Origin of the sequence: Streptomyces sp. HSW2009, from assembly GCF_040240285.1 — a bacterium.
Classification (GTDB): domain Bacteria; phylum Actinomycetota; class Actinomycetes; order Streptomycetales; family Streptomycetaceae; genus Streptomyces.
In genome coordinates, this window is the sequence record NZ_JBEHZD010000010.1 from 16,132 (window position 1) to 40,809 (window position 24,678).

The 24,678-nt window shown below is 72.0% G+C and carries 21 protein-coding genes; 15 read left to right on the forward strand and 6 right to left on the reverse strand.

Annotated elements, in window-relative coordinates:
• Positions 1-428 precede the first annotated feature (428 nt).
• The 13 genes from AAHZ94_RS01590 (at position 429) to AAHZ94_RS01650 (ending at position 13,866) form a co-directional block, all read left to right on the forward strand.
• Positions 429-1,736, forward strand: coding sequence for a TadA family conjugal transfer-associated ATPase (locus tag AAHZ94_RS01590; RefSeq protein WP_349990000.1), 1,308 nt, complete (start codon positions 429-431; stop codon positions 1,734-1,736).
• A 6-nt stretch (positions 1,737-1,742) separates the two neighbouring features.
• On the forward strand, positions 1,743-2,735 hold the full coding sequence (locus AAHZ94_RS01595; RefSeq protein ID WP_349990001.1) for a type II secretion system F family protein: 993 nt from the start codon (positions 1,743-1,745) through the stop codon (positions 2,733-2,735).
• Positions 2,732-3,679: a type II secretion system F family protein gene (locus tag AAHZ94_RS01600; RefSeq protein WP_349990002.1), complete on the forward strand. Its 948-nt coding sequence runs from the start codon at positions 2,732-2,734 to the stop codon at positions 3,677-3,679. The genes AAHZ94_RS01595 and AAHZ94_RS01600 overlap by 4 nt, the downstream gene beginning before the upstream one ends.
• 91 nt (positions 3,680-3,770) lie before the next feature.
• On the forward strand, positions 3,771-4,019 hold the full coding sequence (locus AAHZ94_RS01605; RefSeq protein WP_349990003.1) for a hypothetical protein: 249 nt from the start codon (positions 3,771-3,773) through the stop codon (positions 4,017-4,019).
• Between the two features lie 683 nt (positions 4,020-4,702).
• Complete coding sequence (locus tag AAHZ94_RS01610) at positions 4,703-5,080, forward strand: TadE family protein (protein WP_349990004.1); 378 nt, start codon at positions 4,703-4,705, stop codon at positions 5,078-5,080.
• Positions 5,081-5,226: 146 nt separating this feature from the next.
• On the forward strand, positions 5,227-5,595 hold the full coding sequence (locus AAHZ94_RS01615) for a TadE/TadG family type IV pilus assembly protein (protein ID WP_349990017.1): 369 nt from the start codon (positions 5,227-5,229) through the stop codon (positions 5,593-5,595).
• A gap of 212 nt (positions 5,596-5,807) precedes the next feature.
• The gene (locus AAHZ94_RS01620; protein ID WP_349990005.1) at positions 5,808-6,254 is read left to right on the forward strand and encodes a pilus assembly protein TadG-related protein; all 447 of its coding nucleotides are present in this window, start codon (positions 5,808-5,810) and stop codon (positions 6,252-6,254) included.
• A gap of 229 nt (positions 6,255-6,483) precedes the next feature.
• Positions 6,484-9,543, forward strand: a complete 3,060-nt coding sequence (locus AAHZ94_RS01625) for a bacterial transcriptional activator domain-containing protein (RefSeq protein WP_349990006.1) — start codon at positions 6,484-6,486, stop codon at positions 9,541-9,543.
• Positions 9,544-9,899: 356 nt separating this feature from the next.
• The gene (locus tag AAHZ94_RS01630) at positions 9,900-10,406 is read left to right on the forward strand and encodes a DinB family protein (RefSeq protein WP_349990007.1); all 507 of its coding nucleotides are present in this window, start codon (positions 9,900-9,902) and stop codon (positions 10,404-10,406) included.
• Positions 10,407-10,868: 462 nt separating this feature from the next.
• Positions 10,869-11,864, forward strand: a complete 996-nt coding sequence (locus AAHZ94_RS01635) for a hypothetical protein (RefSeq protein ID WP_349990008.1) — start codon at positions 10,869-10,871, stop codon at positions 11,862-11,864.
• 74 nt (positions 11,865-11,938) lie between these two features.
• The gene (locus AAHZ94_RS01640; RefSeq protein ID WP_349990009.1) at positions 11,939-12,655 is read left to right on the forward strand and encodes a hypothetical protein; all 717 of its coding nucleotides are present in this window, start codon (positions 11,939-11,941) and stop codon (positions 12,653-12,655) included.
• 20 nt (positions 12,656-12,675) lie between these two features.
• A complete protein-coding gene (locus tag AAHZ94_RS01645; RefSeq protein ID WP_349990010.1) occupies positions 12,676-13,575 on the forward strand; it encodes a hypothetical protein in 900 nt (299 codons plus the stop codon).
• A 30-nt stretch (positions 13,576-13,605) separates the two neighbouring features.
• Positions 13,606-13,866 (forward strand): WXG100 family type VII secretion target, encoded by a 261-nt coding sequence (locus tag AAHZ94_RS01650; RefSeq protein WP_349990011.1) that lies wholly within the window; start codon positions 13,606-13,608, stop codon positions 13,864-13,866.
• Between the two features lie 301 nt (positions 13,867-14,167).
• Here AAHZ94_RS01650 and AAHZ94_RS01655 read toward each other — a convergent pair whose 3' ends face one another.
• From AAHZ94_RS01655 to clpS, 5 genes are all read right to left on the reverse strand, one after another.
• The gene (locus AAHZ94_RS01655; protein WP_349990012.1) at positions 14,168-15,883 is read right to left on the reverse strand and encodes a transporter; all 1,716 of its coding nucleotides are present in this window, start codon (positions 15,881-15,883) and stop codon (positions 14,168-14,170) included.
• On the reverse strand, positions 15,880-16,671 hold the full coding sequence (locus tag AAHZ94_RS01660) for an ABC transporter ATP-binding protein (RefSeq protein ID WP_349990018.1): 792 nt from the start codon (positions 16,669-16,671) through the stop codon (positions 15,880-15,882). The genes AAHZ94_RS01655 and AAHZ94_RS01660 overlap by 4 nt, the downstream gene beginning before the upstream one ends.
• A gap of 652 nt (positions 16,672-17,323) precedes the next feature.
• The gene (locus AAHZ94_RS01665; protein ID WP_349990013.1) at positions 17,324-18,982 is read right to left on the reverse strand and encodes an amino acid permease; all 1,659 of its coding nucleotides are present in this window, start codon (positions 18,980-18,982) and stop codon (positions 17,324-17,326) included.
• A 929-nt stretch (positions 18,983-19,911) separates the two neighbouring features.
• A complete protein-coding gene (locus tag AAHZ94_RS01670; protein ID WP_349990014.1) occupies positions 19,912-20,502 on the reverse strand; it encodes a DUF2017 domain-containing protein in 591 nt (196 codons plus the stop codon).
• Positions 20,502-20,807, reverse strand: a complete 306-nt coding sequence (gene clpS, locus AAHZ94_RS01675) for an ATP-dependent Clp protease adapter ClpS (protein ID WP_502964560.1) — start codon at positions 20,805-20,807, stop codon at positions 20,502-20,504. The genes AAHZ94_RS01670 and clpS overlap by 1 nt, the downstream gene beginning before the upstream one ends.
• Before the next feature lie 226 nt (positions 20,808-21,033).
• On the opposite strand from clpS, the gene AAHZ94_RS01680 reads away from it, so the two are divergent.
• Both AAHZ94_RS01680 and AAHZ94_RS01685 read left to right on the forward strand, forming a co-directional pair.
• Positions 21,034-22,407, forward strand: coding sequence for a nicotinate phosphoribosyltransferase (locus tag AAHZ94_RS01680; RefSeq protein WP_349990020.1), 1,374 nt, complete (start codon positions 21,034-21,036; stop codon positions 22,405-22,407).
• A gap of 521 nt (positions 22,408-22,928) precedes the next feature.
• Positions 22,929-23,522: an isochorismatase family protein gene (locus AAHZ94_RS01685; protein ID WP_349990015.1), complete on the forward strand. Its 594-nt coding sequence runs from the start codon at positions 22,929-22,931 to the stop codon at positions 23,520-23,522.
• Positions 23,523-23,998: 476 nt separating this feature from the next.
• Here the strand turns inward: AAHZ94_RS01685 and AAHZ94_RS01690 are convergent, their stop codons facing one another.
• Positions 23,999-24,286, reverse strand: a complete 288-nt coding sequence (locus AAHZ94_RS01690) for a hypothetical protein (RefSeq protein WP_349990016.1) — start codon at positions 24,284-24,286, stop codon at positions 23,999-24,001.
• Positions 24,287-24,678 lie beyond the last annotated feature (392 nt).

Consider the following 24,678-nt stretch of genomic DNA (forward strand, 5'->3'; position numbering starts at 1 on the left):
CCGGGCCACGGAGGCCAACCCGGCCACACCACCCCATCGCACACCACCCCGTCGCACGGTGGCCCCGTGCCGCCCCCCGGCGCCGGCACCCACCGCAGGCCCGCCCCGGAGGCGGCGTCCGGCCAACCCACCCAGGGCCAACCCACCCCCAGCACCCAGCCCCGGCAGGGCGAGCACGGCGAACCGTCGACCGGCGGCCGACACGCCCAGCGCGACGCACACCCCCAGCCCCACACCCCGACTCACACTCCCGAGAACGAACGCACCCAACAGATCCACCAACCGCGCCGCCCGACCGGCCCCCGCGCACCGGCCCAGCCGCTGCCGCAGGCCCAGCCCCAACCCCTGCCCGAGTACGGCACCGGCACCGGCTCGGGCATCGGCCCTGGTGACGGCGGGGTCGGCGGGCCGGATGGGGGAGCGGGCTGGTGAGCTCCGTCGATCACCAGCTCGTCAAGCGGTTCCGGCAGGACGCCGGCGACCGCATAGCCGAGCAGCGCCGGATCGACCAGGTCTCCGGCGCCGCCCCGATGACCCCGGAGGACGAGCGGCAGTACGCGCGCGCCGTCATCGCGCAGATCCTGGAGGACTACGCGCGGTCCGAGATCACCTTCGGGCGTACGCCGCTGGACGCCGAGAGCGAGGAGGGCTACGCGGCGGCCGTGCACGCCGCGCTGTTCGGCGTCGGTCGGCTGCAACCGCTGCTGGACGACCCCGACGTCGAGAACATCGACATCAACGGCTGCGACCGGGTCTTCATCGGGTACGCGGACGGCCGCGAGGAGCAGGGCGAGCCGGTCGCCGAGACCGACGAGGAGCTGATCGAGCTCATCCAGGTGCTCGGCGCGTACTCCGGTCTCTCTTCGCGACCGTTCGACACCGCCAACCCGCAGCTCGACCTGCGGCTGCCGGACGGCTCCCGGCTCTCGGCCGTCATGGACGTCACCCGGCGGCCCGCGCTCTCCATCCGACGGGCCAGGCTCGGCAAGGTCTTCATGGCCGACCTGGTCCGCAATGGCACCCTCACCCCGGAACTCGGCAACTTCCTCGCCTGCGCCGTACGGGCCCGTAAGAACATCATGATCGCCGGGGCCACCAACGCAGGGAAGACGACGCTGCTGCGGGCGCTGGCCAACGAGATCCCGCCCAGCGAGCGGCTGATCACCGTGGAGCGGGCGCTGGAACTCGGGCTCGACCAATTCCCCGACTTGCACCCGAACGTGGTGGCGTTTGAAGAACGGCTGCCCAACTCCGAGGGGCAGGGCACCATCAGCATGGCCGAACTCGTGCGCCGCTCGCTGCGCATGAACCCCTCCCGGGTCATCGTCGGCGAGGTGCTCGGCGACGAGATCGTCACCATGCTCAACGCGATGTCGCAGGGCAACGACGGTTCGCTCTCCACCATCCACGCCAACAGCTCCAGCGAAGTGTTCAACCGCATCTCCACGTACGCGCTTCAGGCGAACGAGCGACTGCCCATCGAGGCCAGCCACATGCTGGTCGCCGGCGCGGTCAACTTCGTCGTCTTCGTCGAGCGCCGCAACGACTATCACAGCGGCGGCTCGCTCAGCCGCCGCGTCACTTCCGTACGCGAGGTCAACGGCGTGGACGGCCGGGTGCTCTCCAGCGAGGTGTTCATCGAGACGGCCGACGGCCGCGTCGTGCCGCACGCGCCGGTCACCTGCCTCGACGAGCTGTCCGCGTTCGGCTACCGCCCGACCGGGGCCTGGGGGTAGGGCCGCATGAAGGGAGTCACCTCGATGGGCGGGTTCTACTCGCTGCCCACGCTGTACGCGCTGCTGGCCGGAGTGGCCTTCGGCGGCGGGATCGCGCTCTTGATCGTCGCCGTACGGGGGCTGCCGGCCAAGCCCGAGCACGAGAAGCTCAAATCGGGCGAACGCGCCGCCGAGCTGGCCAGATTCGTCAGCCGCCGCGGCTCGCTCGCGGTCGGCGTCGGGCTCGCCGTGCTGCTGCTCACCCGCTGGGTGGTGGCCGGTCTCGCCGCCGGCGTGCTGGTCTTCGTCTGGGACCGGCTGTTCGGCGGCGCGGCCGAGGAACGCTCGGCGATGCGCCGCGTCGAGGCGCTGGCCGCCTGGACCGAGTCGCTGCGCGACACCATCGCCGGCGCGGTCGGCCTGGAACAGGCCATCCCCTCCTCCGCGCGCGCCGCCGCACCGGCGCTGCGCCCGCACCTGGACGCGATGGTCGACCGGCTGCGGGCCCGTACGCCGCTGCCGGACGCACTTCAGCAACTTGCCGACGAGATTGACGATGCGTCGGCCGACATCATCATCGCCGCCCTCATCCTCAACTCCCGGCTGCGCGGCCCCGGCCTGCGCGAGGTGCTGGGCGCGCTCGCCAAGTCGGCGCGCGAGGAAGTGGACATGCGGCAGCGGGTGATGGCCCAGCGCGCCAGCACCCGGCGCAGCGTGCAGATCGTGGTGGGTGTCTCCATCGCGTTCGTCCTCGGCCTGTCGATCTTCAACCGGGACTTCGTCGAGCCGTACGGCACGGCGGTCGGGCAGCTCGTGCTGGCCTGTGTGTGCGCCCTGTTCGCGATGGGCTTCTGGTGGCTGCGCAAGCTCTCCAGCATCGACACGCCGGACCGGTTCCTGACCCGCGATGCGGCGCCGGAGCGTTTCGCGGCAACGCGCGCCGGCGCGCCAGGGGCGCAACAGCCCGGCGCCGGCACCGTACAGACCCCCGTCTACGGCGATGAGGTGAGCCCCCGATGAACAGCAGCATCACCATGCCGGTGCTGGTCGGCGCCGTCTTCGGGCTGGGCGTCTACGTCCTGGTCAGGGCCCTGATGCCGGGCAAGCGCGGGGCGGTGGCGCGGGTCGCGCAGATCGACGCGCTGCGAGCGCGCGGCTCGGCGCACGCCGGCGCGGACCGTGGCTTCGGCGCCGGCGGGGCGGAGGCCGGCGAGGGCCGGCTGGACGCCGTACGGAGCCGGGTCGGGCAGCGCGTGGCCGACCTCTATCTGCAACAGGGCTGGGAACAGCGCTCGCTGCGGGCCGACCTCGCCGTGCTCGGCCGGAGCTGGGAGTCGTTCCTGGCGACGAAGGTGCTGCTGGGCGCGGCCGGCCTGGTCTTCGGCCCGTTCGTCTTCGTCATCGTCTGGCAACTGGGCTTCGGCAGCAGCCCGATCATCCCGGTGTGGATGGCGCTGCTGTTCGCCGTGGTCTTCTTCCTGCTGCCGGACCTGGAGGTGCGCAGGGACGCCGCGGACAAGCGGCGCGACCTGCGGCGGGTGATCGGCGCGTACCTGGACCTGGTGGCGATGAACCTGGCCGGTGGCCGCGGTCTGCCCGAGGCGCTGATGGCCGCCGCCGAGGTCAGCGACGGCTGGGCGCTGCGGCGGATCAGGAACGCGCTCGCGGACGCCCGGATCACCGGGACCAGTCAGTGGCAGGCGCTCGGGAACCTCGGCGAGGAACTCGGCGTCGATGAACTCAAAGACCTCTCGTCGTCACTCGCGCTGGTCGCCGACGACGGGGCGAAGGTACGTGAATCCCTCGGGTCGCGGGCGGAAACGATGCGGCACCGGGAGCTCGCGGAGATCGAAGGGAGCGCAGGGGAGAAGTCGCAGTCGATGCTGGTGGCACAGCTCCTGCTGTGCGCGGGGTTCCTGGTCTTCCTCATCTTCCCGGCCGCCATGCGGGTCTTCGAGGTCTGAGTGGCCCCGATGCTGACGCCGGCCCTGCCTTCCTCCAACGGTCACCGTTCCTTCGCCGTTCCCTCCACCCTCTGAGAGGACACTTTCCACCATGAACACAGGACCTCGTTTCAGCCACCCGGCACTGGACTTCCTCCTCGCCTTCGTACGCGGCAGGGTCGAGCGCGCCCGCTCCGGTGAGCTCGACCGCGGCGCGTCCGCCGTGGAGTGGGTCATCATCTCCGCCGTCGTCGTCGCGATCGTCGGCGTGGTCGCCGCGATCATCAACGCGGCGCTCAGCGACGGCGCGGACAAGGTCGGCGACTGCATCAAGGGCGCGGACGCCAGCAAGACCTGCTGACCCGGCACGACACCTGCCGGCGCACGACCGGGCGCGGACCGCGCGCCCACGCCGGGGCCCACGGCGCGCAGTGTGCGTACGGGGCGCCGCCCGGCGGTACTCGGCAGGGCTTGGCAGCACTTGGCGTTGGGACAGTGCACGGCAGCGCACGGCACGGCAGCGCACCATGCGGGAGCGGCCAGCGCGCCGCGCCGCACCACCGGCCCGCCGGCCGGCCCCCGCGGGCCGCGACGGGGCGGTATCGAGAACACAACGGGGATGACGGCATGAGACGAACCGGGGGCGGCACCCTGCACCGCGCGGTGCGCCGCAGGCTGGACGCCATGCGCGGCGATGGCCGCGGTGGGGCGGGCTGTTGCGGTGAGAGCGGCGGCACGGGCGGTTGCTGCGGCAGCGGCGATGGTGCGGGCTCTTGCGGCGGCAGCGGCGGTCGTACGCGCGGGCGCGGCGGCAACGCCGAGGGTACGAGCGACCGCGGCGGCAGCGGACGCCTCGGCAGCGGGAGCGGGAGAGCCGGGCACGGCGGGAACGGGCACGGCGGGAACGGGTGCAGCCGAGCCGGACGCGGCAAGAGCGAGCACGACGGCAGCCGGAGCGGGCGCGGCGGAAGCGGCGAGGGCCGGTGCCGGTGTAGTGGCCGGGCCAATGGCCAGGGCAGTGGTAGCCGTACGAGCGACAGCGGCATGACCGCCATCGAATTCGTCCTGCTCACACCGGTCCTGTTCTTCCTGATCTTCGCGACCGTGCAGTTCGCGCTCTACTTCTTCGCCGACCACGTCGCACAGGCGGCGGCGCAGGCGGGCGCGCGCAAGGCGCGTGCCGAGGCGGACGAGAACCCCGGCGGCTGGGGCGGCAAGGCGCGCAGCACGGCCGACAGCTACATCCAGCAACTGGGCCCGAAACTGCTGATCAGCCCCGAGGTGACGGTGCTGACGCCGCGGGCGGACACGGTCGGCGTCCAGGTCGAGGCCGAGGTGCCGACGGTCTTCCCCGGCATGAAGTTCACCGTGCACGCCCGGTCGCAGGGGCCGATCGAGCGCTTCGTCGTGGACAGGGGCTGAGCGCGGTGTGGCGTGCTGAGCGACGAACGGTGGCCCGGCCCTGCGCCCCGCGTACGCCCGACCCGAGCGGGAGCGCCGCCGGCGCGGCCGGCAGCGGCTCGCGCGCTGGCGCCGCCGGGCGCGCGTCCGACGCCGGACTCTCGACCATCGAAGTGGTCATCCTCGCGCCTGTGATGATCCTCTTCATCCTGGTACTGGTCGGTTTCGGGCAACTCGTGGACGGCCGCGGCGCGGTGGACGGCGCGGCGCGTGACGCCGCCCGGGCCGGTTCCATCCAGCACGACTACGACATCGCCATGCGCGAGGCCCGCAAGGCCGCCGCCGCCGACCTGGAGGACGTGTGCACGGGCTCGGTGAACGTCCGGATGACCGGTTCCCGCTTCGAGCCCGGCGGCTTCTTCAAGGTCGAGGTGAGCTGCGAGGTGCGCGGCCTGCGCATGATCGGCCTGGACATCGGCTCCACGGTCAAGGCCACCGCGAGCTCCCCCATCGACCCGTACCGGCGGGCCTCATGAGCCCGCACCCGCCGACCACCACGCCCAGGCCCGCGCGCGTACGCGCCCACTGGCCACGGCAAACCTCCCCGCAGCGCCCTGTCCCACGGCGATCAGGACCACAGCGGTCCGCCACACCACCATCCGCCCCGCAGCGCCCTGTCCCACAGCGCCCCGCCCCACAGCGGACCACCGCCGTACGCGCGGTCGCCCGGCGCATCGACGCGTTCGGCGTGCTGGCCCGGCGCCGGTACGCCGGGCGGACGGCGGACCGGGGGGCGGGGGCGGCGGCCGTCATCCTCTTCGCCTTCCTCTTCCTCGCGCTCGCCGCGTTCGTGGTCGACGGCGGCATGTCGATCTCGCAGCGCGAGCGGGCCGCGGACATCGCCGAGCAGGCCGCGCGGTACGCCGCGCAGGACATCGACGAGACGGCGCTGCGCGAGAGCGGCGGCGAGCGGGCGCCCATCAACTACGAGAACTGCGCCTCGCGGGTGCGGAAGTTCGCCCGCGAGGCCGGACTCTCGACCCGGGACATCGCCGCCTCCCGCTGTGTGTCGGCCAACGCCGAACAGGTCGAGGTCGAGATCCAGCTCACCTACGAACCCGTACTGACCGGGCTGTTCTACAACGGCTCCTTCACCGTGCGGGGCTCGTCGAAGGCGGAGTCCCATGTGGGCTGAGGACACGGGCGCGCGGTACGGGGCGACGCCGTGGTACGGAGTCACGGCACGGTACGGAGCCACGGTGCGGCGCGGGCGTGCGGGCCGGCCGGGGGCCGTCCCGCTCCGGCTCGCGCCCCACCCGCGGGCCAGGCCCGACCCGTACGGGGCCTTAACGGCCGGGCCCATCCGACCCGTACCCCGCCCGTCGCCCATCCGACGATCCACCCGAGGCTGAGGAAACCCGCCCATGGCGCGCACCGCCCGCCCCACCCCAGGCCCGTCCGGCTCGCAGCCGCGACGGCAGCCGCAGCCGCTGCCCGTGCGGACCCGTACGGTCGGCGACTTCGTCAAGGCGTTCTTCGCGTTCATCGCACTGTCCGCGCTGCTCATCGGCGTGCCAGGGGCGCTCGCGTACTTCGTCGGCTGGCCGCTCCCCGACGAGGCGCCCACGCTGGAGACGGTGCGGCAGCCGATCACCGCGAGCGTCTTCATCGACGTGCTGACCGTGGTGGTGTGGCTGGCCTGGGCGCAGTTCGCCGCCTGTGTGCTCGTCGAGGGCAAGGCCGAGATCTCGGGCGTCGGCATGCCGTCCCGGGTGCCGGGCGCCGGGCCGAGCCAGTTGTTGGCCCGGCAACTGGTGGCGGCGCTGCTGCTGGTCGGCGCGTCCGCGGCGAGCCTGACCCCGGGCCTGGCGCAGATCGGCAACGCGTACGACGACAACGCGCGCTCCACCGTGGCCTCCGCCCACCAGACGCCAGGCCAAACGGGCGACCAGGCGGACGCGCCCGGCGGGCAGCGGCAGTTGGAGGCGCACGAGCGGCGCATGGTGGACCCGGCGCACCCCGGCGCGGGCACCGCGCGGGCGGGCGACGAACACCGGCAGACGAAGTTCTACCGAATCCAGCCACCCGAGGGCCGGCACCACGACTCGCTGTGGGAGATAGCCGAACGGCACCTCGACGACGGCCGCCGCTACAAGGAGATCTACCAGCTCAACACGGACCGGGTGCAGCCCGACGGCTCCAAGCTCTCGCAGGCCAGCCTGATCCGGCCCGGCTGGATCATGGAGATGCCGGCCGATGCGCACGGCGGCGAACTGGTCGAAATGCCCGAGGACTCGCCGGAGATCACCAAGGACCTGCGGGAACAGATCCACGAGTACGACAAGTCGCGCCGCACCCCGGCCCCCGACACCGACCCGGCGCACACCGGGCCCGGCCACGCTGATCCGGCGCACGACGTCACCGTCGACCGGCCGCTGCCGCCGCTGCCGGCCGACCAGACGCCGGCCACGGCCGCCGCGCCCGCCGACGACTCCGGGTTCGGCCTGTCCGAGGCGCTGATCGGGGCCCCGCTGCTGGCCGCCGGGCTGCTCGCGGCCCTCGGCCGACGCCGGCGGGCCGCGCTGTGGCAGTCGGCCATGTCGGCGCTCGGCCTCGGCAGCGGCATCGACCTGACCGCGACCGGCCCGGCCGCCCGGATCGAGGAGGCGCTGCTGGTCGGCGCCGACCCGGCGGCCGTACGCGACCTGGACAGCGCGCTGCGCGGACTCTCGGCAGCCCTCGCCGCCGAGGGCCGTAGCCTGCCCGTCGTGTACGCGGCCTGGCTGACCGGCACCGAACTGCACCTGCAACTTGCCGCTACGGCTGGCGAACCGCCCCAGCCCTGGCAGCTCGGGCAGGACGCCACGTTCTGGCGGCTGCGCCGCTCGGCGATCGTGGCCCACGCGGACGACGGCACCGCCGCCCCGTACCCGGGTCTGGTCAGCCTCGGCACGCTGGACGACGACGCGCGGCTGCTGCTCAACCTGGAGGCCGTGCCCGGGATCGTGTCGCTGACCGGCGCGGCGGCCGACCGCACCGCCGTCTTCGCCTCGGTCGCCGCCGAACTGGCCACCAGCGGCTGGTCCGACCGGCTCACCCTCACCCTGGTCGGCTTCGGCGCCGAACTCGGCGCGCTCGCCCCCACCCGCATCCGGCACCTGGACGGGGTGGCCGCGCTGGTGGAGACGATGACGGCGGAGACCGAGCAGCGCAGGGCCGCGCTCAGTGCCGCCGGCCACGACTCGGTCCTCACCGGCCGCACCGGTCAGGCCCAGCACACCCAGCGCGCCCCCCACCTGGTGCTCCTCGCGACCGAACCCACCGAGGCGCAGGCGGCGCGGCTGGCCGAACTCGCCGCCGACTCCGGCCGGCTCGGCATCGGCTACCTCATCGGCACCAGCCAGCAGCAGTTCCCCGGCGCGAGTTGGGAGTTGGAGATCACCGGCGAGGGCCGCCTCCGCGCCCCGCTGCTCGGCCTCGAACTCACAGCCCAGCAACTGCCCGAGGAGCAGCACCGTGCGGTGGTCGACCTGTTCGCCGCGGCCGACCCCGACGGCGGCGACGACGGGGGCGGCGCGGGCCCGGCCGCCGCGCACCGCGCCCCGTTCCTGGTGGACATCTCCGAGACGGGCCGGCCCGCGGTGTACGCGCGGCTGCTCGGCAACTACGAGATCATCGGCCTGGAATCCCCGGACGACCAGCGCGGTGCCCTCCTGCACGAGGCGCTCGCCCTGCTCCTGCTGCACCGGGAGGGCGTGCACCCGCGCGTACTGGCCTCGGCCCTGTGGCCCCGCGGCGCCACCGAGGACGTACGCGACGCCCTGATCGAGCGCCTCGGCACCTGGCTGGGAAGCGACGGTCAACCGGGCGCGCAGCAGGGCGTGCAACCGGCTGGGCAGCCGGGCGCGCAACCCGGGAGCGCAGCGGCCTCCGCGCCCCGGCTGCGCACCGACGCAACGGGCCGCCTCACCCTCGCCACCTCCGTCGTCTCCGACCTCGATGTGCTGCGCACCCTGCACCACGAGGCGATCCAGGGCCGCGGCGCGAACAGCGCCCGGGTCCGCGAGCGGCTGCTGACGGACGCGCTGGCGCTGGCCCGCGGCCCCCTGCTGGCCGGCCGCCCACAGGGCCGCTACGGCTGGCTTTCCCACGAGATCATCGACGCCCAACTCCCGCTGCTGGTCGCCGATGTGGCGCTCGCTCTCGCCGCCCACCACCGGGAGGCGGACCAGCCGCGCAAGGCCATGGAGGCGCTGGAGACGGCCCTGAACTCGGCTCCCGCGGACGAGCGCCTATGGAACGAACTCCTCCGCGCCGCCCACGCCACCACCGACACGACCCTCCTCACCACGACGGCCACCGCCCTCCTGGACCGCAACGCCACCCTCAGCAACGGCACCCGCGGCCTCCCACCCCGCACGGAGGCCCTGTTGGACGAACTCCTGCCGACGTGGCGGGATGATACGGGGGCGGCGGCGAACTGAGGTCTTCGGCAGGACAGGGCACGGCTCGGACGGAGATAGTGCGTAACCACGGAAACCGAATGGGGCATCCCGTTGACGCCGGTTAGTGGTGGATGCGTCAAGACGAATGGCGATGACAACAGAACAGCCGCCCGCGCTTGACTGCGCGACCGCAGCATCGACCGCATGCCCTTCAATCCCGCTGAGTCCAGTGGGGGCCCGGCATGTGGCATCGGCCCCGACAAGCACAGGAACGGACGGTTCTCCACCAGGCTCGCGGCACGCCACCGCAGAACGCAATGCTCACTAAAGCCCCAGAAGGTCACTTCTGAATCAGGGCCCTGGCCCCCACCATCCCCCCTTGCCATGATCACCACATGACCGAAGACCAGCGCCCGCACCCCTCCACCGTGGCCGACGACCGCACCTCGCTCACCTCCTTCCTTGACTACCAGCGCGCCACCCTGGCCATGAAGTGCGCGGGCCTCACCGCGGAGCAGCTCAAGCGGCAGGCCGTGCCGACCTCGGGGCTCACGTTGCTTGGGCTGGTGCGGCATGCTGCTGCGGTGGAGCGGGGGTGGTTCCGGGCCGTGCTGAAGGGCGAGGACGTGACGAAGCCTTGGCCGGGCAAGGTGAACGGCACGTTTGCGGAGTTCCATGTGGCGGACGCGGATGTCGACGAGGCGTTCCGGATCTGGCACGAAGAGTGCGAAAAGGCGCGCGAAGTCGCGGCTTCCTTTTCCTCGCTCCAGGACAGTGCGGAATTCCGTGGCGAGACGTACTCGGTGCGGTATGTCCTCACCCACATGATCGAGGAATACGCCCGCCACAATGGCCACGCGGATCTGCTGCGCGAGGCGATCGACGGGGAAGTGGGGGAGTAGCGGGATTGAGAAGCGCGAGGCATGGGTCGCTCCTGACGGCAGGCCCGCGGGGCCGCTAGGGCTGGCCATCCCCCGAGGCCACTGCGGCCCAACCACCGCTTTCGGTACCGATGCGGCCCTCCTCGTCACGACGGCGACCGCCCTCCTGGACCGCAACGCCCCCAGTATCGGTGCCCCGGTCTCTCGCCCCGTACCAGGGCTCTGTTGGCCGAGCTTTTGTCGACACGGCGGGTGACGCGCGGGCTACGGCGGACCAGGAACGTGTCCAGGCGCACATCTCCTGCGGGAGCTGTGCGGCGTGGGGCGGAGATTATGGTAGGCGTAGGCCGTCGGTAGCCGGTTTGATGTCATGTCAAAGCGACGCCACGGTACGGGGAATGTGGTCGACGGGCAGGACGATGCGGTTTTCCGCGCCCGCTCACGGCCGCAGATTTCAGGGGGAGCAATATGAGTTTTCGGGGCATGAAAGACGATATGGCGCGGAGTCTCGCCTCCGCGCTCGACATCGGTGGCGGAGCGCTAGCCATCCAAGGCGGCCTCGTCCGGGGAATCCTCACCAAATGGGGAGGACAGGCCGGGGCTGTGGCGAAATTCCCCCTTCAGGCCACTTGGGGCCAGGACCAGGCGAAGGACGTGCGCCACCGCCTCGGACTTCTCAACGGCGACCCGGAGTACCAGTTGATGATGGCCGCCCACCTGGGCCTCATCAAGACGTGGGAGTGGGCCGAGGAGAACAGGGAGAAGTTCGAAAAGGAGGTCATCGAGAGCGCCCGAAAGCTCGGCGACGAGGGCAAGAAGCTGGCCGACCAGTACGCGGCGGACACCGGCGCAGGTGCCAAGGGGCTCGCGGTCGTCAAGGGCGTGGCGGCCTACCGTCGCTTGAAGAGCGTGTGGGACGCCAAGGACCGCGTCAAGAACGCCAAGGCGCTGCTGGAGATCAGCGAGGGGTTCCGCGGGAACTACGACGACGCGCTCAAGATCTTCGACAAGGCCAAGAAGGGCTATACGGCTGCATGGAAGCCGATGGAGATCCTTTCGAAGCTAAAGGGCCTGGGCTGGCTCAACAAGGCACCGGGAACGACTTTCCTCGACAGGGCGCTGGTGCCGGTCTCCTTCGTGACGGGGGCCAAGGAGGTCTTCTTCCCGAGCCATGAGGGTGCCTACGGCACGACCGACCGCGTGATGGGCGGTGTGCAGGTGCTCAGTGCCGGTGCTGTCATGGCCGGCTGGACCAGTGCCGCGATCGCGGGTTCGGCCATTCCCGTCGTCGGTTGGGTGGGGCTTGGTGTGGCGGGTGCCTACTTCCTGGGCAGTTGGGCCTGGGACAAGTGGGGCGGCGACGTCAAGGCGTACGCCAAGAAGAAACTTAACGAGACCGTCAAGGGTGTGGCGGATTTCGCCGAGCGAGTAGTAGCCCCCGGCCCGGTGAAGAAGCTGAAGAAACTTAAATTCTGGTAGCGCGCCATGCGCGCCCCGCCGCCTCGGGCGCCACTTGAGCAGCGCGTCGCCATGGACGGAGCAAGGGGTATCGCATGTTGAAGTTCGAGGACGAACAGCATCTGTCCGGGCTCATCGGCGGTGGGCTGGCGGCTGCCGAGTGGTGCAAGCTCGGCTCGCTCCCGAAGCCGCCGCCAGATGTCCACGCAGCGGCCGGAAACGGGCCACTGCGGCCGGCCTTTGTGCGACCCCTCGGTCTTGCGGGATATGTGCTGGCAGCCCCGGTCTTGCTCCTCGGCGCAGTCGCCGGTCTTGTAGAGGCGCTGTTTGAGATGGTCTTCGGGGTCTTCACCATCAAAAAGAACAGAAGGACGAACAGGGAGGCCGAGCAGCGCAAGGCCGAGATCGCGGCGCACGGGCTGAACGAGGTGTTCGACGGCGACTGGAACGCCGCGGCGGGCCAGTTGCTGCTGCGCTGGTACGGCCAGTCCTCACACCCGAAGCGCCTGGTGCTGATTGCGCCGGGACGCATCGTGCTGGCGGGCCCGCCCAAGCGGGTGACGCTTGGGGCGCTCGATGAGTCGGACATCTTGTACACGATTCCGGGTGACCAGGCCGTCATCGAGGACCCGTTGAACGGCCGACTGGAAACCGACAAGTTCCGTATTCGATTTTCCGACGGCTCGTGGATCGTGTTGGAAGTGACGGACAAGCCGAGCGGTATTCACGCACGGCTTGAGACGATGGCAGAGAAGGTCGGGGCCAACCCTGACGGCTTGCCGGTCGTCGTGGGACCCAGGCCGACGCCATAAGAAGGGAACAACGAGTTTTCATGGCTGACTCACAGAAGCAGACGCGGGAGCAGGAGGAGGAAGCGCGCAAAGCTGTCGAGCTCCTCCACCAAGCGCGCGCAACATTGGCCGATGGCATCGCCGAGGCGGGGGGCGGCAATCGGGCCATCCTGCGGCTGACGGACGAAGAGTTGGCGGTGATCGACTCCGAGCCGATGGACGAGCGCCTGGTTCCATCGCCGCACCTGGCGAAGCTCCCCGAGGATCAGCGGGACACGGCGATCGCCACCGCCCTGCGCTCACTCGTCTCGCGAGAACTCATCGAGGTCGCGAACATCGAGCAGATCGACGAGCTCATTCGGCAGCAGGAAGCCGCCGAGGCGCGCGGTGAAACGCTGAACGAACGGGCCCCCATCGATATCAGGGTGGCGGAGGAAGCCGCCCTGGTGCTCAGCCTGCGCGGCAGCGCGGAGCGGGTGCTCGCAGCGGACCTGACGACCAGCGACGACACCTCCCACGCCTTCGTCTACATTCATGCGGCCGACCTGTTCTTGGTGGAACGCGTGACCGGCGGGGGCATGCACCTGTTTACGCTCACCAACACCCCGCAGTCGGCCGCGGATTTGGTGCAGGCGCTCGTAGATCCTTTTGGTGTTGCCGACACGGAAGGCCCGGCGCAGCAGCTTTCTCCCGACGCACTGGACAGGGACAGCGTTCCCCGATCAGTGCGCCGCGTGATTGACACCGCATTGGTGGTGGGGCAACTCATGGTCCTCTCGGACTCTGAGGGTGCCTTGGTGACGACCTATGCCACGGGCAAAGAGGTCATGACGGTCACGGTGGACGAGCCGCACTCGCCGAAGGGGATCGTGGCCCAGAACCTCAGCACGAAGGCATTGCACCGGAAGATCACCAAGCTGCTGAAATTGCCCAAACAGTAAGTCACTTGCTGAACTCACGGGGTGGGAGTCATGAGTAAGGTTTCCGACTGCGAGAAGGACATTCGCGACCTCAAGCGATACGCGGATGAGTTGGAGCGCGCGCTGGACGCCGTGCAGAGGTATTCCGGTGTCACCGTGTGGAGCGGCCCCGCTGGAGACCGTTTCCGGGCGGACTGGGGCAAGCGGGCCAAGGAGGTCCGAGACGCCCTTCAGTACGCCAAGGAAGAGATGGAGCGCATCAAAAAGAAGTTGGAAGCGGAGGAGGCGGAGAAGAAGAAGGGCGACAACTGACCGCGTTCCCCGCTGAGCCACCTCTGGCCGGGCCACCCGGCCCGGCCGTCGGCCCCAGGGCCCGCTCACGCCCGGTGACAGCCGCGCAGGTCAGGCCGCTACCCGAGCCAACGCGCCAGCCGGGCCAACGCGCCACCCGAAACCGGCGGAGCCGAAGAGCCAGCGGGCCGGGCGTTTGCCACCCGCCCCACCCCTCACCCCTCCCCAACGCCGGAAGAAAGCCAGCAACACGCCCCGAGCCGGGCCTCATCCCCGAGGCGGGCTTCACCCCCCGAGCCGGGCCTCGCCCCCGAGGCGGGCCTCACCCCCGACTGACCGCCGCCAAGATCTCCGGCAACCGCCCCGCCGTCTGCGGCGCCGCCAGTCGCAGGCCCGCCTGGGCGGTGCCGTAGCCGTACGCCGCGCCCAGGGGGAGGACGAGCCAGAGGAAGCCGTGGTGGCCGGCCAGGTGGAGCCAGATCGTGAGGGCCACCAGGGGGGCGCACAGCAGGGCACCGACCAGGCTGCCGCCCAGGATGGAGATCCAGGCCAGTGCGCCTTGCCCGGGTACGACGTTCTTGTAGCCGCTGTCCTGGGGGATGGAGTACGGGTAGCGGGCGGAGGCGATGGAGCCGGTCGCCAGCAGGGCGCCGAGGAGGGCCAGGGCCAGGCCGAGGGTTTCGGCCAGCGCGTCCCAACCGTCCAGCAGGGCGGCGGAGCCGACGACGACCAGCGTCAGGTACGGGATCGCCACCAGGGCCAGCGCCTGGGCCCGGCCGCGGAGTTCCAGATAGGCGTCGCGGGGGGTGCTGATGGTCTGGGCGACCATCCAGAACGCGGAGGAGTCCTGCCCGAACTGGTTGTACATCTGCATGCCGAGCAGTCCGGAGGCCCAGCACGCCGAGTACACGCTGCCGTTGCCCTGCACCATCATGACCACCGGCAGCAGCAGGCCGATGCCGAGCGCCGTGGCCCAGCTCGCCTTCGTCTTCGGGTCGCGCCACGCGTACTGCAACGTCCGGTGGAACGCGGTGCCCGACCGGCCGGCGGGCAGCAGCCCGGCGATGCCGCCGGCCCCGGCGCGTACCCTGCGCTCGCCGGGGGCCTGGATCGTGGACGCGTCGGGCGAGGTCATCAGCGCGGTCAGGCCGCGCTGCCAGGACCAGCCGACGGCCACCAGGAACGCCAGGGTCAGCGCGAGTTGCGCCGCGGCGACCCCGTACGAGCCCTCGCCCGCCGACCACACCGCATCGACCGCGGCTGCCGGCGGCACCCAGCGCAGCACGTCCGCCACCGGCTCCAGCGCGCCGAGCCCGCCCGCGTCGGAGAGCTTCTGCGTACCGAGGTTGACCGCCTGCGCGCCCACCGCGATGAACAGGCCGCTGAGCAGCGCCAGGTCACGGCCCTTGCGGCTGGTCAGCAGCCGGATGTTGGCGGTCGCGACCATACGGGCCAGCGCCACGCACACCAGCATCGTCAGCAGTACGGCGAGCACCGCGACGACCGCCGCCGCGGCGCCGTGCGCGACGGCCACCACCGAGCCGACCGCGAGCGCCAGCGTGAACAGCGGGCCGATGCCGATCAGCGAGGTCACCAGCAGCGCCACCACCAGTGACTGCGGGCGCAGCGGCAGCATCACCAGCCGGGTGGCGTCCAGGGTCTCGTCGCCGCCGGGGAAGAACAGCGGCATCACGGCCCAGCCGAGCGCGAGCAGCGCGGTGAGCGTGGTGACCAGGGCCGCCGCGTGCTCGTGCCCGCGCAGCGCGACCAGGCCGAGCAGTTGCAGCGCGGCGACCAGCCCGACGACGACCACCGAGGCGAGGTACGCGGCGCGCCGGCCGCTGGACTGCCGCAGCCCGTTGCGCAGCAGCGACAGCTTGAGGGCGGCGAAGCCCGCGACCAGGGTGGCGACGGAGGCCGCGGGCGGGGCGGCGGTCGGAGCAGTGGCGGGGGCCGTGGTCGGGGTCGGGGTCGGCGCACCGGTCGCCGGGGCCGCGGCGCCCGGCGACGGCCGCTGCGGCGGGGACGTGGTGCTCATCGCGTGCCGCCCAACCAGTCGAGGTGGTGCGCGCGGTCGCGGTCCTGGGCGCCGACCAGTTCCAGGAACGCGTCGTGCAGGGTGGGGGAGGCGCCCCGGACCTCGGCCACCGGGCCGTGCGCCCGGATGGTGCCGCCGGCCAGCACCGCGACCCAGTCGCACAGCGACTCCACCAGCGCCATCACATGGCTGGAGATGACCACGGTGGCGCCGGACGCGGTGTACCGCTCCAGGACGCCGCGGATGGACTGGGCGGAGACCGGGTCGACGCCCTCGAAGGGCTCGTCGAGGAAGAGCACCTCGGGGTTGTGCAGCAGCGCCGCCGCGAGCCCGATCTTCTTCCGCATGCCGGTCGAGTAGTCGACCACCAGCTTGTGCTGCGCGCCGGCCAGGTCGAGTACGTCGAGGAGTTGGGTGGCGCGCTTGTCCACCTCGTCGCCGTCCAAACCGCGCAGCCGCCCGGTGTACGAGAGGAGTTCGCGCCCCGACAGCCGCTCGAACATCCGCAGCCCCTCCGGAAGCACCCCGATCCGGGCCTTGACCGCCACCGGGTCCTGCCAGACGTCGTGCCCGCCGATCTCCACCCGGCCCACGTCGGGCCTGAGCAGGCCGGTAATCATCGACAGCGTGGTGGTCTTGCCGGCGCCGTTGGGGCCGACGAGCCCGATGAACTGGCCGGCCGGCAGGGTCAGATCGATGCCGGCGACGGCGATCTGTTCGCCGAACCGTTTCCACAGCCCGGAGATCCGCACCGCGACCGGCCCGTCGCCGCCGGGGGCGCCGGCTATCGCGGGTTCGTCGACGGGTTCGTGCGCGGGTGTGTGTACGGGTGTGTGTACGGGTTCAGGGTCGGGCCCCTGCGCGGCCCCGCCACCGGCCTCGGCATCAGCTTCGGCATTGGTGCCGGTTTCGACCCCAGCCCCGGTACCAGCTTCGACACCCGCACTGGCCGCGCCACCGGCCCCGGCCTCGCCGGCAGCCCCGACAGCAGCCCCGGTCCCGGCGTCGCCACCGGCCCCGGCATCCGCCCCGAAACCGCCCGCGGCACCCGCCCCCGCCACGGCGTCGGCGCCAGCCCCCGCCACGGCGTCGGCGCCAGCCCCCTCCGCAAGGTCGGGGCCGGGCTGTCGTGTCGCCCCCGCGTTGTCGTGCGCTGCCTCCGCTGCCACCGGCTCTCGCCCTCCGTCTCCCGCGGGGAGTGCCCGTACCGTCCCCGTCCAGCGCCCACCCTACGACCGCGGGGGGGGGGGGGGGGGGGGGGGGGGGGGGGGGGGGGGGGGGGGGGGGGGGGGGGGGGGGGGGGGGGGGGGGGGGGGGGGGGGGGGGGGGGGGGGGGGGGGGGGGGGGGGGGGGGGCGGACGCGCCGCCGGGCCCGGCCCGTACCCGCTGTGGGGTACGGGCCGGGCCCGGTCAAAGGTGCCTGCGTGTTCCTGCGTGCGGTCAGTCGCTGCTGCTCGACGCGGAGCCGTCGGCCGAGGAGCCGCCGTCGGCCGTGGGGCCGTCGCCGGTGGAGCCGGTCGGCGCGGTGGCTGCCGGGTCTGCGGCGGCGTCGGACCCGCCGTCGGCCGGCCTGCCCGCGTCCTTCCCGGTCGACTTGGTCGTGGACACGGCGGTGACCTGCGCGGGCGGCTCGTCCTCGCCCCAGTCGGCCATGGCCGCGGCCATCGAGTAGTCCTTGCGCGCGACCGCCTCCGGGTTGCGCAGCTTGATCGCGTAGTAGCCGACGGTGAGGATGACGACCCAGATCGGCGCCGCGTACAGCGAGACCCGGGAGTCCTCGTCGAAGCCCATCAGCACGATGACCATGAAGAGGAAGCAGAGCGCGAAGACGCTGGTGTACGGGGCGCCGGGGGCCCGGAACTCGGACTGCGGCAGTTCGCCCCGGTCGGCCTTGGCCCGGTACTTGAGCTGGGACATCAAGATCATGATCCAGGCCCAGATGCCGGAGATGGTGGCGAAGGAGACCACGTAGTCGAATGCCTTGGACGGCCATTCGTAGTTGATCCAGACGCCGACCATCATCAGCGCGGCCGAGACGCTGGTGCCGTAGAGCGGCAGGCCGTTCTTGGTGAGCTTGGTGAAGTACTTCGGGCCCTGACCGTGCAGGGACAGGTCGCGCAGCATCCGGCCGGTGGAGTACATGCCGGAGTTGCAGGAGGAGAGCGCGGCGGTGAGCACCACGAAGTTCACGATGCCCGCGCCGGCCGGCAGTCCGATCTTGGCGAAGGCCGCCACGAACGGGCTGGTGTCCGGGACGAATTCGGTCCAGCTCACCACCGAGAGAATGATGATGAGGGCGCCGAGGTAGAAGACGGCGATGCGCCACGGCACCGTGTTGATCGCACGCGGCAGGGTCTTCCGCGGGTTGACCGATTCGCCCGCCGTGACGCCGACGAGTTCGACGGCCATGAAGGCGAACATCACGATCTGAAGGGTCATCAACGTGCCGTCGACGCCCTTGGGGAAGAAGCCGCCGTCCGACCAGAGATGGCTGAACGAGGCGGTGTCACCAGCGTCGGAGAATCCTATGGTGATGACGCCGAAGCCGATCAGGATCATGCCGAGAATGGCGGTGACCTTGATCATGGAGAACCAGAACTCCAGCTCACCGAAGAGCTTGACGGAGATCAGGTTGGCGCCGAACAGCACTACGGTGAAGACCAGGGCGGACACCCATTGTGGGATGTCTTCCCACCAGTACTGCATGTACTTGGCTGCGGCGGTGACTTCCGTCATGCCGGTGACGACCCAGAAGATCCAGTAGGTCCAGCCGGTGACGAATCCGAAATACGGGCCGAGGAATTCTCGGGCGTACTCGGAGAAACTTCCTGACACCGGGCGGTACATGAGGAGTTCGCCCAGTGCGCGCATGATGAAGAAGATGACCATGCCGGCGATGGCATAGGCCAGTATCAGGCTGGGGCCCGCCTTGGTGATGGCCTTTCCGGCACCGAGGAAGAGCCCCGTGCCGATGGCGCCACCAATGGCGATCATTTGGATCTGTCGGGTCCCTAGACCGCGTTGGTAACCCTCGTCGGTCGTGACCCCAGCGGTCTCGCTACCGTCATCGTTCCGCGTGTCGACCTGCGCTGAGGTCATAGGTGGTGCGCCTTTCTCCATACCGACCCGGATCGTCCGGATCGGGTCCCGATCCCCCCGGATGGAGTCCTGCACGCCGACGGTCGGCCGGCACAGCGCTCCCGCCGCGACAGGGGTGGCGTCGCGGACGGCAGGTCGTGAAGATTTACCATGAGCCACGACCTGATCAGTAGATACGTGTGCGACTCGCGTCACGAAAAAAGTAGGACAAAAAGCGGGACAGCGTTCGATACCCACCGGCGCGGTAATGGGATCGTTATGCGGATTTGAGCCTTCGTTGAGCGAACAGCAAATCCCGCCGTATCCCGACATACCCACTGCCCAGCCCGCCGAGTTGACTTCCGTTCGCCGAACTCCCCGATTCGAACAGCGGTCACGGCGGGGGCGCCGTACCGCCGGAATCTTCCCTTCCGACAGTGAAGGTCAAGCCGGGAATCGGCCGGAGTGCTGGCCCCTTTGGTCCAGCCCCCGCTTTCGGCCACTCCATATCCGGCGCTGGAGGCAATAATTCCGCCAAATGGAGCGGCTCCACGGGAGCCGTGGACCTCATTCACGGGGTGCCCGGGGACGACCGGGCGAATGGCGCACTCGACCGCACAACGCGGGAGCGGGCGGATTCGTCCCCGCAGCCCGGCAATGGCCCCATGCGGAGCACGTGCGGGGCGCGTACGGGACGGGGCCGCGGGTGGGCACGGCGGCGGGGCGACCCCGGGCCGGGCCGGGGGCCGTACGGGAGCGGGGTCGCGGTGCGCGGCGGGGGGGGGCGGGGGAGGGCCCGGCCCCCCCCGCCCCCCGGGGCGCGCGGGGGCCGCCCGGGGGGGGGCGGCGGCCCCCGGCAGGGGGGGGGGGGGGCGGGGGGGGGGGGGGGGGGGGGGGGGGGGGGGGGGGCGGGGGGCAGGCCCGGCCCCGGCGGGCCGCCCGGTGCCGCGCTAGGCCATCAGCGTGTCGATGAGCGACTCCTGCATGCCGCCCAGCCACAGGTACGCCATCACCATCGGCTTGCGCGGGTCGGAGTCCGGCAGATGGTAGAGCTCGCCCGTACCGTCATCGTCGTCGGAGACCTCAAGCCGGGCCCCGATCGCGAGCCGCAGGTCGTTCAGGGCGCCGAGCCACTGCCGGGAGGTGGCCGGATTCAGCTCAAGGACGGCGCCTTCCACGCCGTCGGCGCCGAGCGCGTCCAGGCTCCGCACCATCGCCAGCGCGTCCTCGCGCTTGCGGGCCCGCAGGTCGTTCTCCGTGAAGCGGCGGAACTCGGCGGCGGCGGCCCGCGTCGGCTCGTCGGCGACCGTGCCGGGGCCGCCGTAGGCGTCGGGGAAGAGCCGGGCGAGCGCCGGATCGGTGGGCGGGGTGCTGGGGCCGTCGGCGAAGAGCGCGGCCAACGGGTCCTCGTCGGCCGCGGCCTCGCCGGGCCCGATCAGTTCGAGCAACTGGACGGCGAGGCTGCGCAGGATGGAGACCTCGACCTCGTCCAGCGCCACGGCCGCGCCGCCGCCGGGCAGCGCCTCGAAGTGCCCGGCCATCAGCGGTCCTGCTGAAGGGTCGCCCACAGGCCGTACCCGTGCATGGCCTGCACGTCGCGCTCCATCTCCTCGCGACTGCCGCTGGAGACGATCGCCCGCCCCTTGTGGTGCACGTCCAACATCAACCGGTTCGCCTTGTCCTTGGGATAGCCGAAGTAGCTCTGGAAGACGTACGTCACGTAACTCATGAGGTTCACCGGGTCGTTGTGGACCACGGTCACCCACGGCACGTCCGGCTCGGGCACCTCGACCGGCGCGTCGCTCAGCTCGGGGCGTTCGATCTCGGTGGGGGCCACGCTGAGCACCGGATGCGGCACGGTGCGTACGGCGACGGGTGGACGGGGTTGGGCGCTCACCTGCCCCATGCTGCCACCCGGCGTGGCCTGGCGCACAAACGGCCCTAGAAATCGTCACTCTGACGAATAACGGGGGTAGCATCCCTGCCAACCGCTCCACCGAGATGCGAGGTACGCCCCCGTGAACGCTGGGAATGCCGTGACCGCCGGAAACACCGGGAACACCGGCCAAGACGTGAACACCGACGACGCCCCCGCGGCAGGGCGTGCCACGACCGCCCCGAACGCCGCGGACCTCGGGCTGCCGGTCGCCGTGCCGTCGACCGCGCTCTTCACCGACCGGTACGAGTTCACCATGTTGCAGGCGGCGCTGCGCGGCGGTACCGCGGGCCGCCGCTCGGTCTTCGAGGTCTTCACCCGGCGGCTGCCCGAGGGCCGCAGGTACGGGGTGCTCGCGGGCACCGGGCGGGTGCTGGACGCCGTGGAGAACTTCCGCTTCGACAGCGATGTCCTCGGCTTCCTCGCCGACCAGCGGATCGTGGACGACACCACGTTGGACTGGCTGGCCGACTACCGCTTCTCCGGCGACATCCACGGCTACCCCGAGGGCGAGGTGTACTTCCCCGGCTCGCCGGTGATGCGCGTCGAGGGCAGCTTCGGCGAGGCGGTGCTGTTGGAGACGGTGATCCTGTCGATCCTCAACCACGACTCGGCGGTGGCCGCCGCGGCCGCCCGGATGGCCGTCGCCGCCGGCGGCCGGCCGCTGATCGAGATGGGTGCCCGGCGCACCCACGAGCTCTCGGCGGTCGCCGCGGCCCGCGCCGCGTACGTCGGCGGCTTCGCGACCACCTCCGACCTGGCCGCCGGCTTCCGCTACAACATCCCGACGGTGGGCACCAGCGCGCACGCCTTCACGCTGCTGCACGACACCGAGCGGGACGCGTTCACGGCGCAGGTCGCCGCGCTGGGCAGCGGCACCACGCTGCTGGTGGACACCTTCGACGTGGCCGAGGCGGTGCGGACCGCGGTGGAGATCGCCGGCCCGGAGCTCGGCGCCGTCCGGATCGACTCCGGGGACCTGCTGCTGCTCGCGCACCGGGTGCGCCAGCAGCTCGACGACCTGGGCGCGACGGCGACCAAGATCGTGGTGACCAGCGACCTGGACGAGTACGCGATCGCGTCGCTGGCCGCGGCGCCCGTGGACGCGTACGGGGTGGGCACCCAGTTGGTCACCGGCAGCGGCCACCCGACGTGTTCGATGGTGTACAAGCTGGGCGCCCGGGCCGGCTCGGACGACCCGGCGGCGCCGCTGGTGCCGGTCGCGAAGAAGTCCATGGGCGGCAAGACGTCCATCGGCGGGCGCAAGTGGGCCGCGCGCCGGCTGGACGCCGACGGTGTGGCCGAGGCCGAGGTGGTCGGCTCGGGCCCGGTGCCGCCCGAGCTCGCCGACCGGCAGCTCCAGGTGGAACTGGTCCGCGGCGGCGAGGTCGTCGCCCGCGAGCCGCTGGACGCGGTGCGCGACCGGCACATCGAGGCCCGGGCCGGGCTGCCGCTGTCCGCGACGCAGCTCTCGCGCGGCGAGCCGGTGCTGCCGACCGAGCACGTGTAGGGAGGCCGCGCGAGGCGTGCGAGGTCCGGGTGTGGCCGCGGGGGGGCTGCACGGGACCGCGTGCGGGGGCCGCCGTATGGGACCCCGCGTGAGGCCCGCGTGAAGCCCGCGTACGGCCCGCACCAGGCCCCGTGGGGCCCTCGTCATCGCCCGCACGAGGCGCGCGCGACGCGCGCGTGGGGCGTTGGCGCGGTGCGGCCCAGGGTGTGCGTGGGGCGGTACGCGTACGGGGCGGCCAGGGGGCGGGACGGGGCGCGAGCGCCGGCTTGTGCGCCGGGTGGCTCCGGAGGTGCCGCACCATTGGCCGGGCCCCGTATCCGCTATGCGGACAACCGCTCGTGCGGAGGACGGGCGCCGCGCCCACGTGTGACGAGCGGTGCACCCGGGAAGACCAGGGGCGCGCCCACCGACCGCCTCACGGCATCCGTACTCCCGTGCGACGCGCCCGGCGTCCTCCCTCGCCGACACCGGACCGACGTGCACACTGTTCCCTCCCCGTCCCCCTCCGGAAGGCACGCGCCATGTACCGGGCACTGATCGTCATCGACGTACAGAACGACTTCTGCGAAGGCGGCAGCCTCGCCGTCCAGGGCGGCGCCGACGTCGCCGCGGCCGTCACGGACCTGATCGGCGAGGCGGGTCCCGGCTACCGACACATCATCGCCACCCGCGACTACCACATAGACCCCGGCGACCACTTCTCCGACCAGCCCGACTTCGAGCACTCCTGGCCGGTGCACTGCCTGGCCGGCACCGAGGGCAGCGGCTTCCATCCGAACTTCGCGCCGGCGGTCGCGGCCGGTTCGCTGGACACGGTCTTCGACAAGGGCGCGCACTCGGCGGCGTACAGCGGCTTCGAGGGCGCCGACGAGAACGGCACGCCGCTGGCCCGCTGGCTGGCCGAGCGCCAGGTCACCGAGGTGGACCTGGTGGGCATCGCCACCGACCACTGCGTCCGGGCCACGGCCATCGACGCCCGGCGCGCCGGCCTGGAGACGCACGTCCTGCTCGATCTGACCGCCGGCGTCGCCGAGCACACCACCGAGCGGGCACTGAAGGAGATGCGGGCGGCCTCGATCCGGCTGACCGGCACGCCGATCCTCCGCTCGGCCTGAGGCCGGGTCGCCCGCTCGACCTGACGGCCCGGCGCTCGGCCCGGCCTGACGCCCGGATGACCCGGGCGGCTTGGCACCCGAGGCGACCCGCAGGGACTGACACCCGGACGATCCACCCGGCCTACCGCCGGGACGGCCCGCGCCACCTGACGGCCCGGTGATGCACGCCGCCTGCCGCCGGGACGGCCCGCACGGTCCGACGGTCAGCCCCGGCCCGCGGCCCCGCCGCTCCCACGCCCCGCCAGCCCCGCCGTCCGGGCCGGAGGGTGCCCCGGGAGCCGCGCGGCCGTCACACCACGGACACGGGCCGTACGGCCGGCCCCGGGGCCACTCGCCCGCCGGGCCCTGCCGGCTCCCCGCCCGGCACCCACAGGTGTCCCAGCAGCCCCGGCGACCACGGCCCGTACCCGACCCGGGCCAGCGCGTCATGGGATCGCTCCCACACCGGCCCCGCTGCGGCGCCGATTTCCTACGGGTCAGGCCGGCGCCGCCGGGGAGCGCAGGGCCGTGCGGAGCAGGGCCCGGATGGGGTGCCAGGACTCGGTGTCGTCGTCCGGGGCGGCGCGCCAGACCAGCCCGTCGGGGTGGTGCAGGACGGCCGTGACCTCGTCCGGCGTCGGCGGTTCGGCGTTGCCGCGCAGGTAGACGGCGCGCAGCCCCAGGTTCCTGAGCCGGGTCAGGGCGCGCTGCCGGTTGGCCGCGTGCACCAGGATGCGCACCCGCGGGCCCATCGCCGCGGCCCCGCTCAGCGCTCCGGTGCGCATGAATGCGCTTTCTGTCCCAGCCGCCACAGGTACCCCAGAGGCCACACCGGCCCCGATGGGACGGCCGCCTCCCCCACCGCCCGGCGTGCCGGCTCCGTGACGCAGCGTGCCGCCCGGCCCCGCGCCCGGCGCCTGGCCGAACGGGCTGGGCAGCGAGACCGCCACGACCACATCGCCGCCCGGAAGCTTGGTGAATCCACCGCCTGCCATGCTCTCGATCGCCCCCTGAGACGTCGTGTCAGCAAGAAATCTCGTAGGGGCATCTAAACGCGAATCGGGGGCCCCCCCCGAGGGGGGGGGGGCGGGGCCCCGCGGGCCCCCCCCGATTTGACGTGTTTGCGGGGGGGGGGCCGGGGGGGCTGAACCTAGCGCCCGCCCCCGCCGCCGGCGGG

Bases quoted from the DNA above. Each gene is read 5' to 3' on its own strand.
- AAHZ94_RS01595 (WP_349990001.1), top strand. From the start codon at position 1,743: ATGAAGGGAGTCACCTCGATGGGCGGGTTCTACTCGCTGCCCACGCTG.
- AAHZ94_RS01600 (WP_349990002.1), top strand. From the start codon at position 2,732: ATGAACAGCAGCATCACCATGCCGGTGCTGGTCGGCGCCGTCTTCGGG.
- AAHZ94_RS01605 (WP_349990003.1), top strand. From the start codon at position 3,771: ATGAACACAGGACCTCGTTTCAGCCACCCGGCACTGGACTTCCTCCTC.
- AAHZ94_RS01610 (WP_349990004.1), top strand. From the start codon at position 4,703: ATGACCGCCATCGAATTCGTCCTGCTCACACCGGTCCTGTTCTTCCTG.
- AAHZ94_RS01625 (WP_349990006.1), top strand. From the start codon at position 6,484: ATGGCGCGCACCGCCCGCCCCACCCCAGGCCCGTCCGGCTCGCAGCCG.
- AAHZ94_RS01630 (WP_349990007.1), top strand. From the start codon at position 9,900: ATGACCGAAGACCAGCGCCCGCACCCCTCCACCGTGGCCGACGACCGC.
- AAHZ94_RS01635 (WP_349990008.1), top strand. From the start codon at position 10,869: ATGAAAGACGATATGGCGCGGAGTCTCGCCTCCGCGCTCGACATCGGT.
- AAHZ94_RS01640 (WP_349990009.1), top strand. From the start codon at position 11,939: ATGTTGAAGTTCGAGGACGAACAGCATCTGTCCGGGCTCATCGGCGGT.
- AAHZ94_RS01645 (WP_349990010.1), top strand. From the start codon at position 12,676: ATGGCTGACTCACAGAAGCAGACGCGGGAGCAGGAGGAGGAAGCGCGC.
- AAHZ94_RS01650 (WP_349990011.1), top strand. From the start codon at position 13,606: ATGAGTAAGGTTTCCGACTGCGAGAAGGACATTCGCGACCTCAAGCGA.
- AAHZ94_RS01655 (WP_349990012.1), bottom strand. From the start codon at position 15,883: ATGAGCACCACGTCCCCGCCGCAGCGGCCGTCGCCGGGCGCCGCGGCC.
- AAHZ94_RS01665 (WP_349990013.1), bottom strand. From the start codon at position 18,982: ATGACCTCAGCGCAGGTCGACACGCGGAACGATGACGGTAGCGAGACC.
- AAHZ94_RS01670 (WP_349990014.1), bottom strand. From the start codon at position 20,502: ATGGCCGGGCACTTCGAGGCGCTGCCCGGCGGCGGCGCGGCCGTGGCG.
- AAHZ94_RS01685 (WP_349990015.1), top strand. From the start codon at position 22,929: ATGTACCGGGCACTGATCGTCATCGACGTACAGAACGACTTCTGCGAA.
- AAHZ94_RS01690 (WP_349990016.1), bottom strand. From the start codon at position 24,286: ATGCGCACCGGAGCGCTGAGCGGGGCCGCGGCGATGGGCCCGCGGGTG.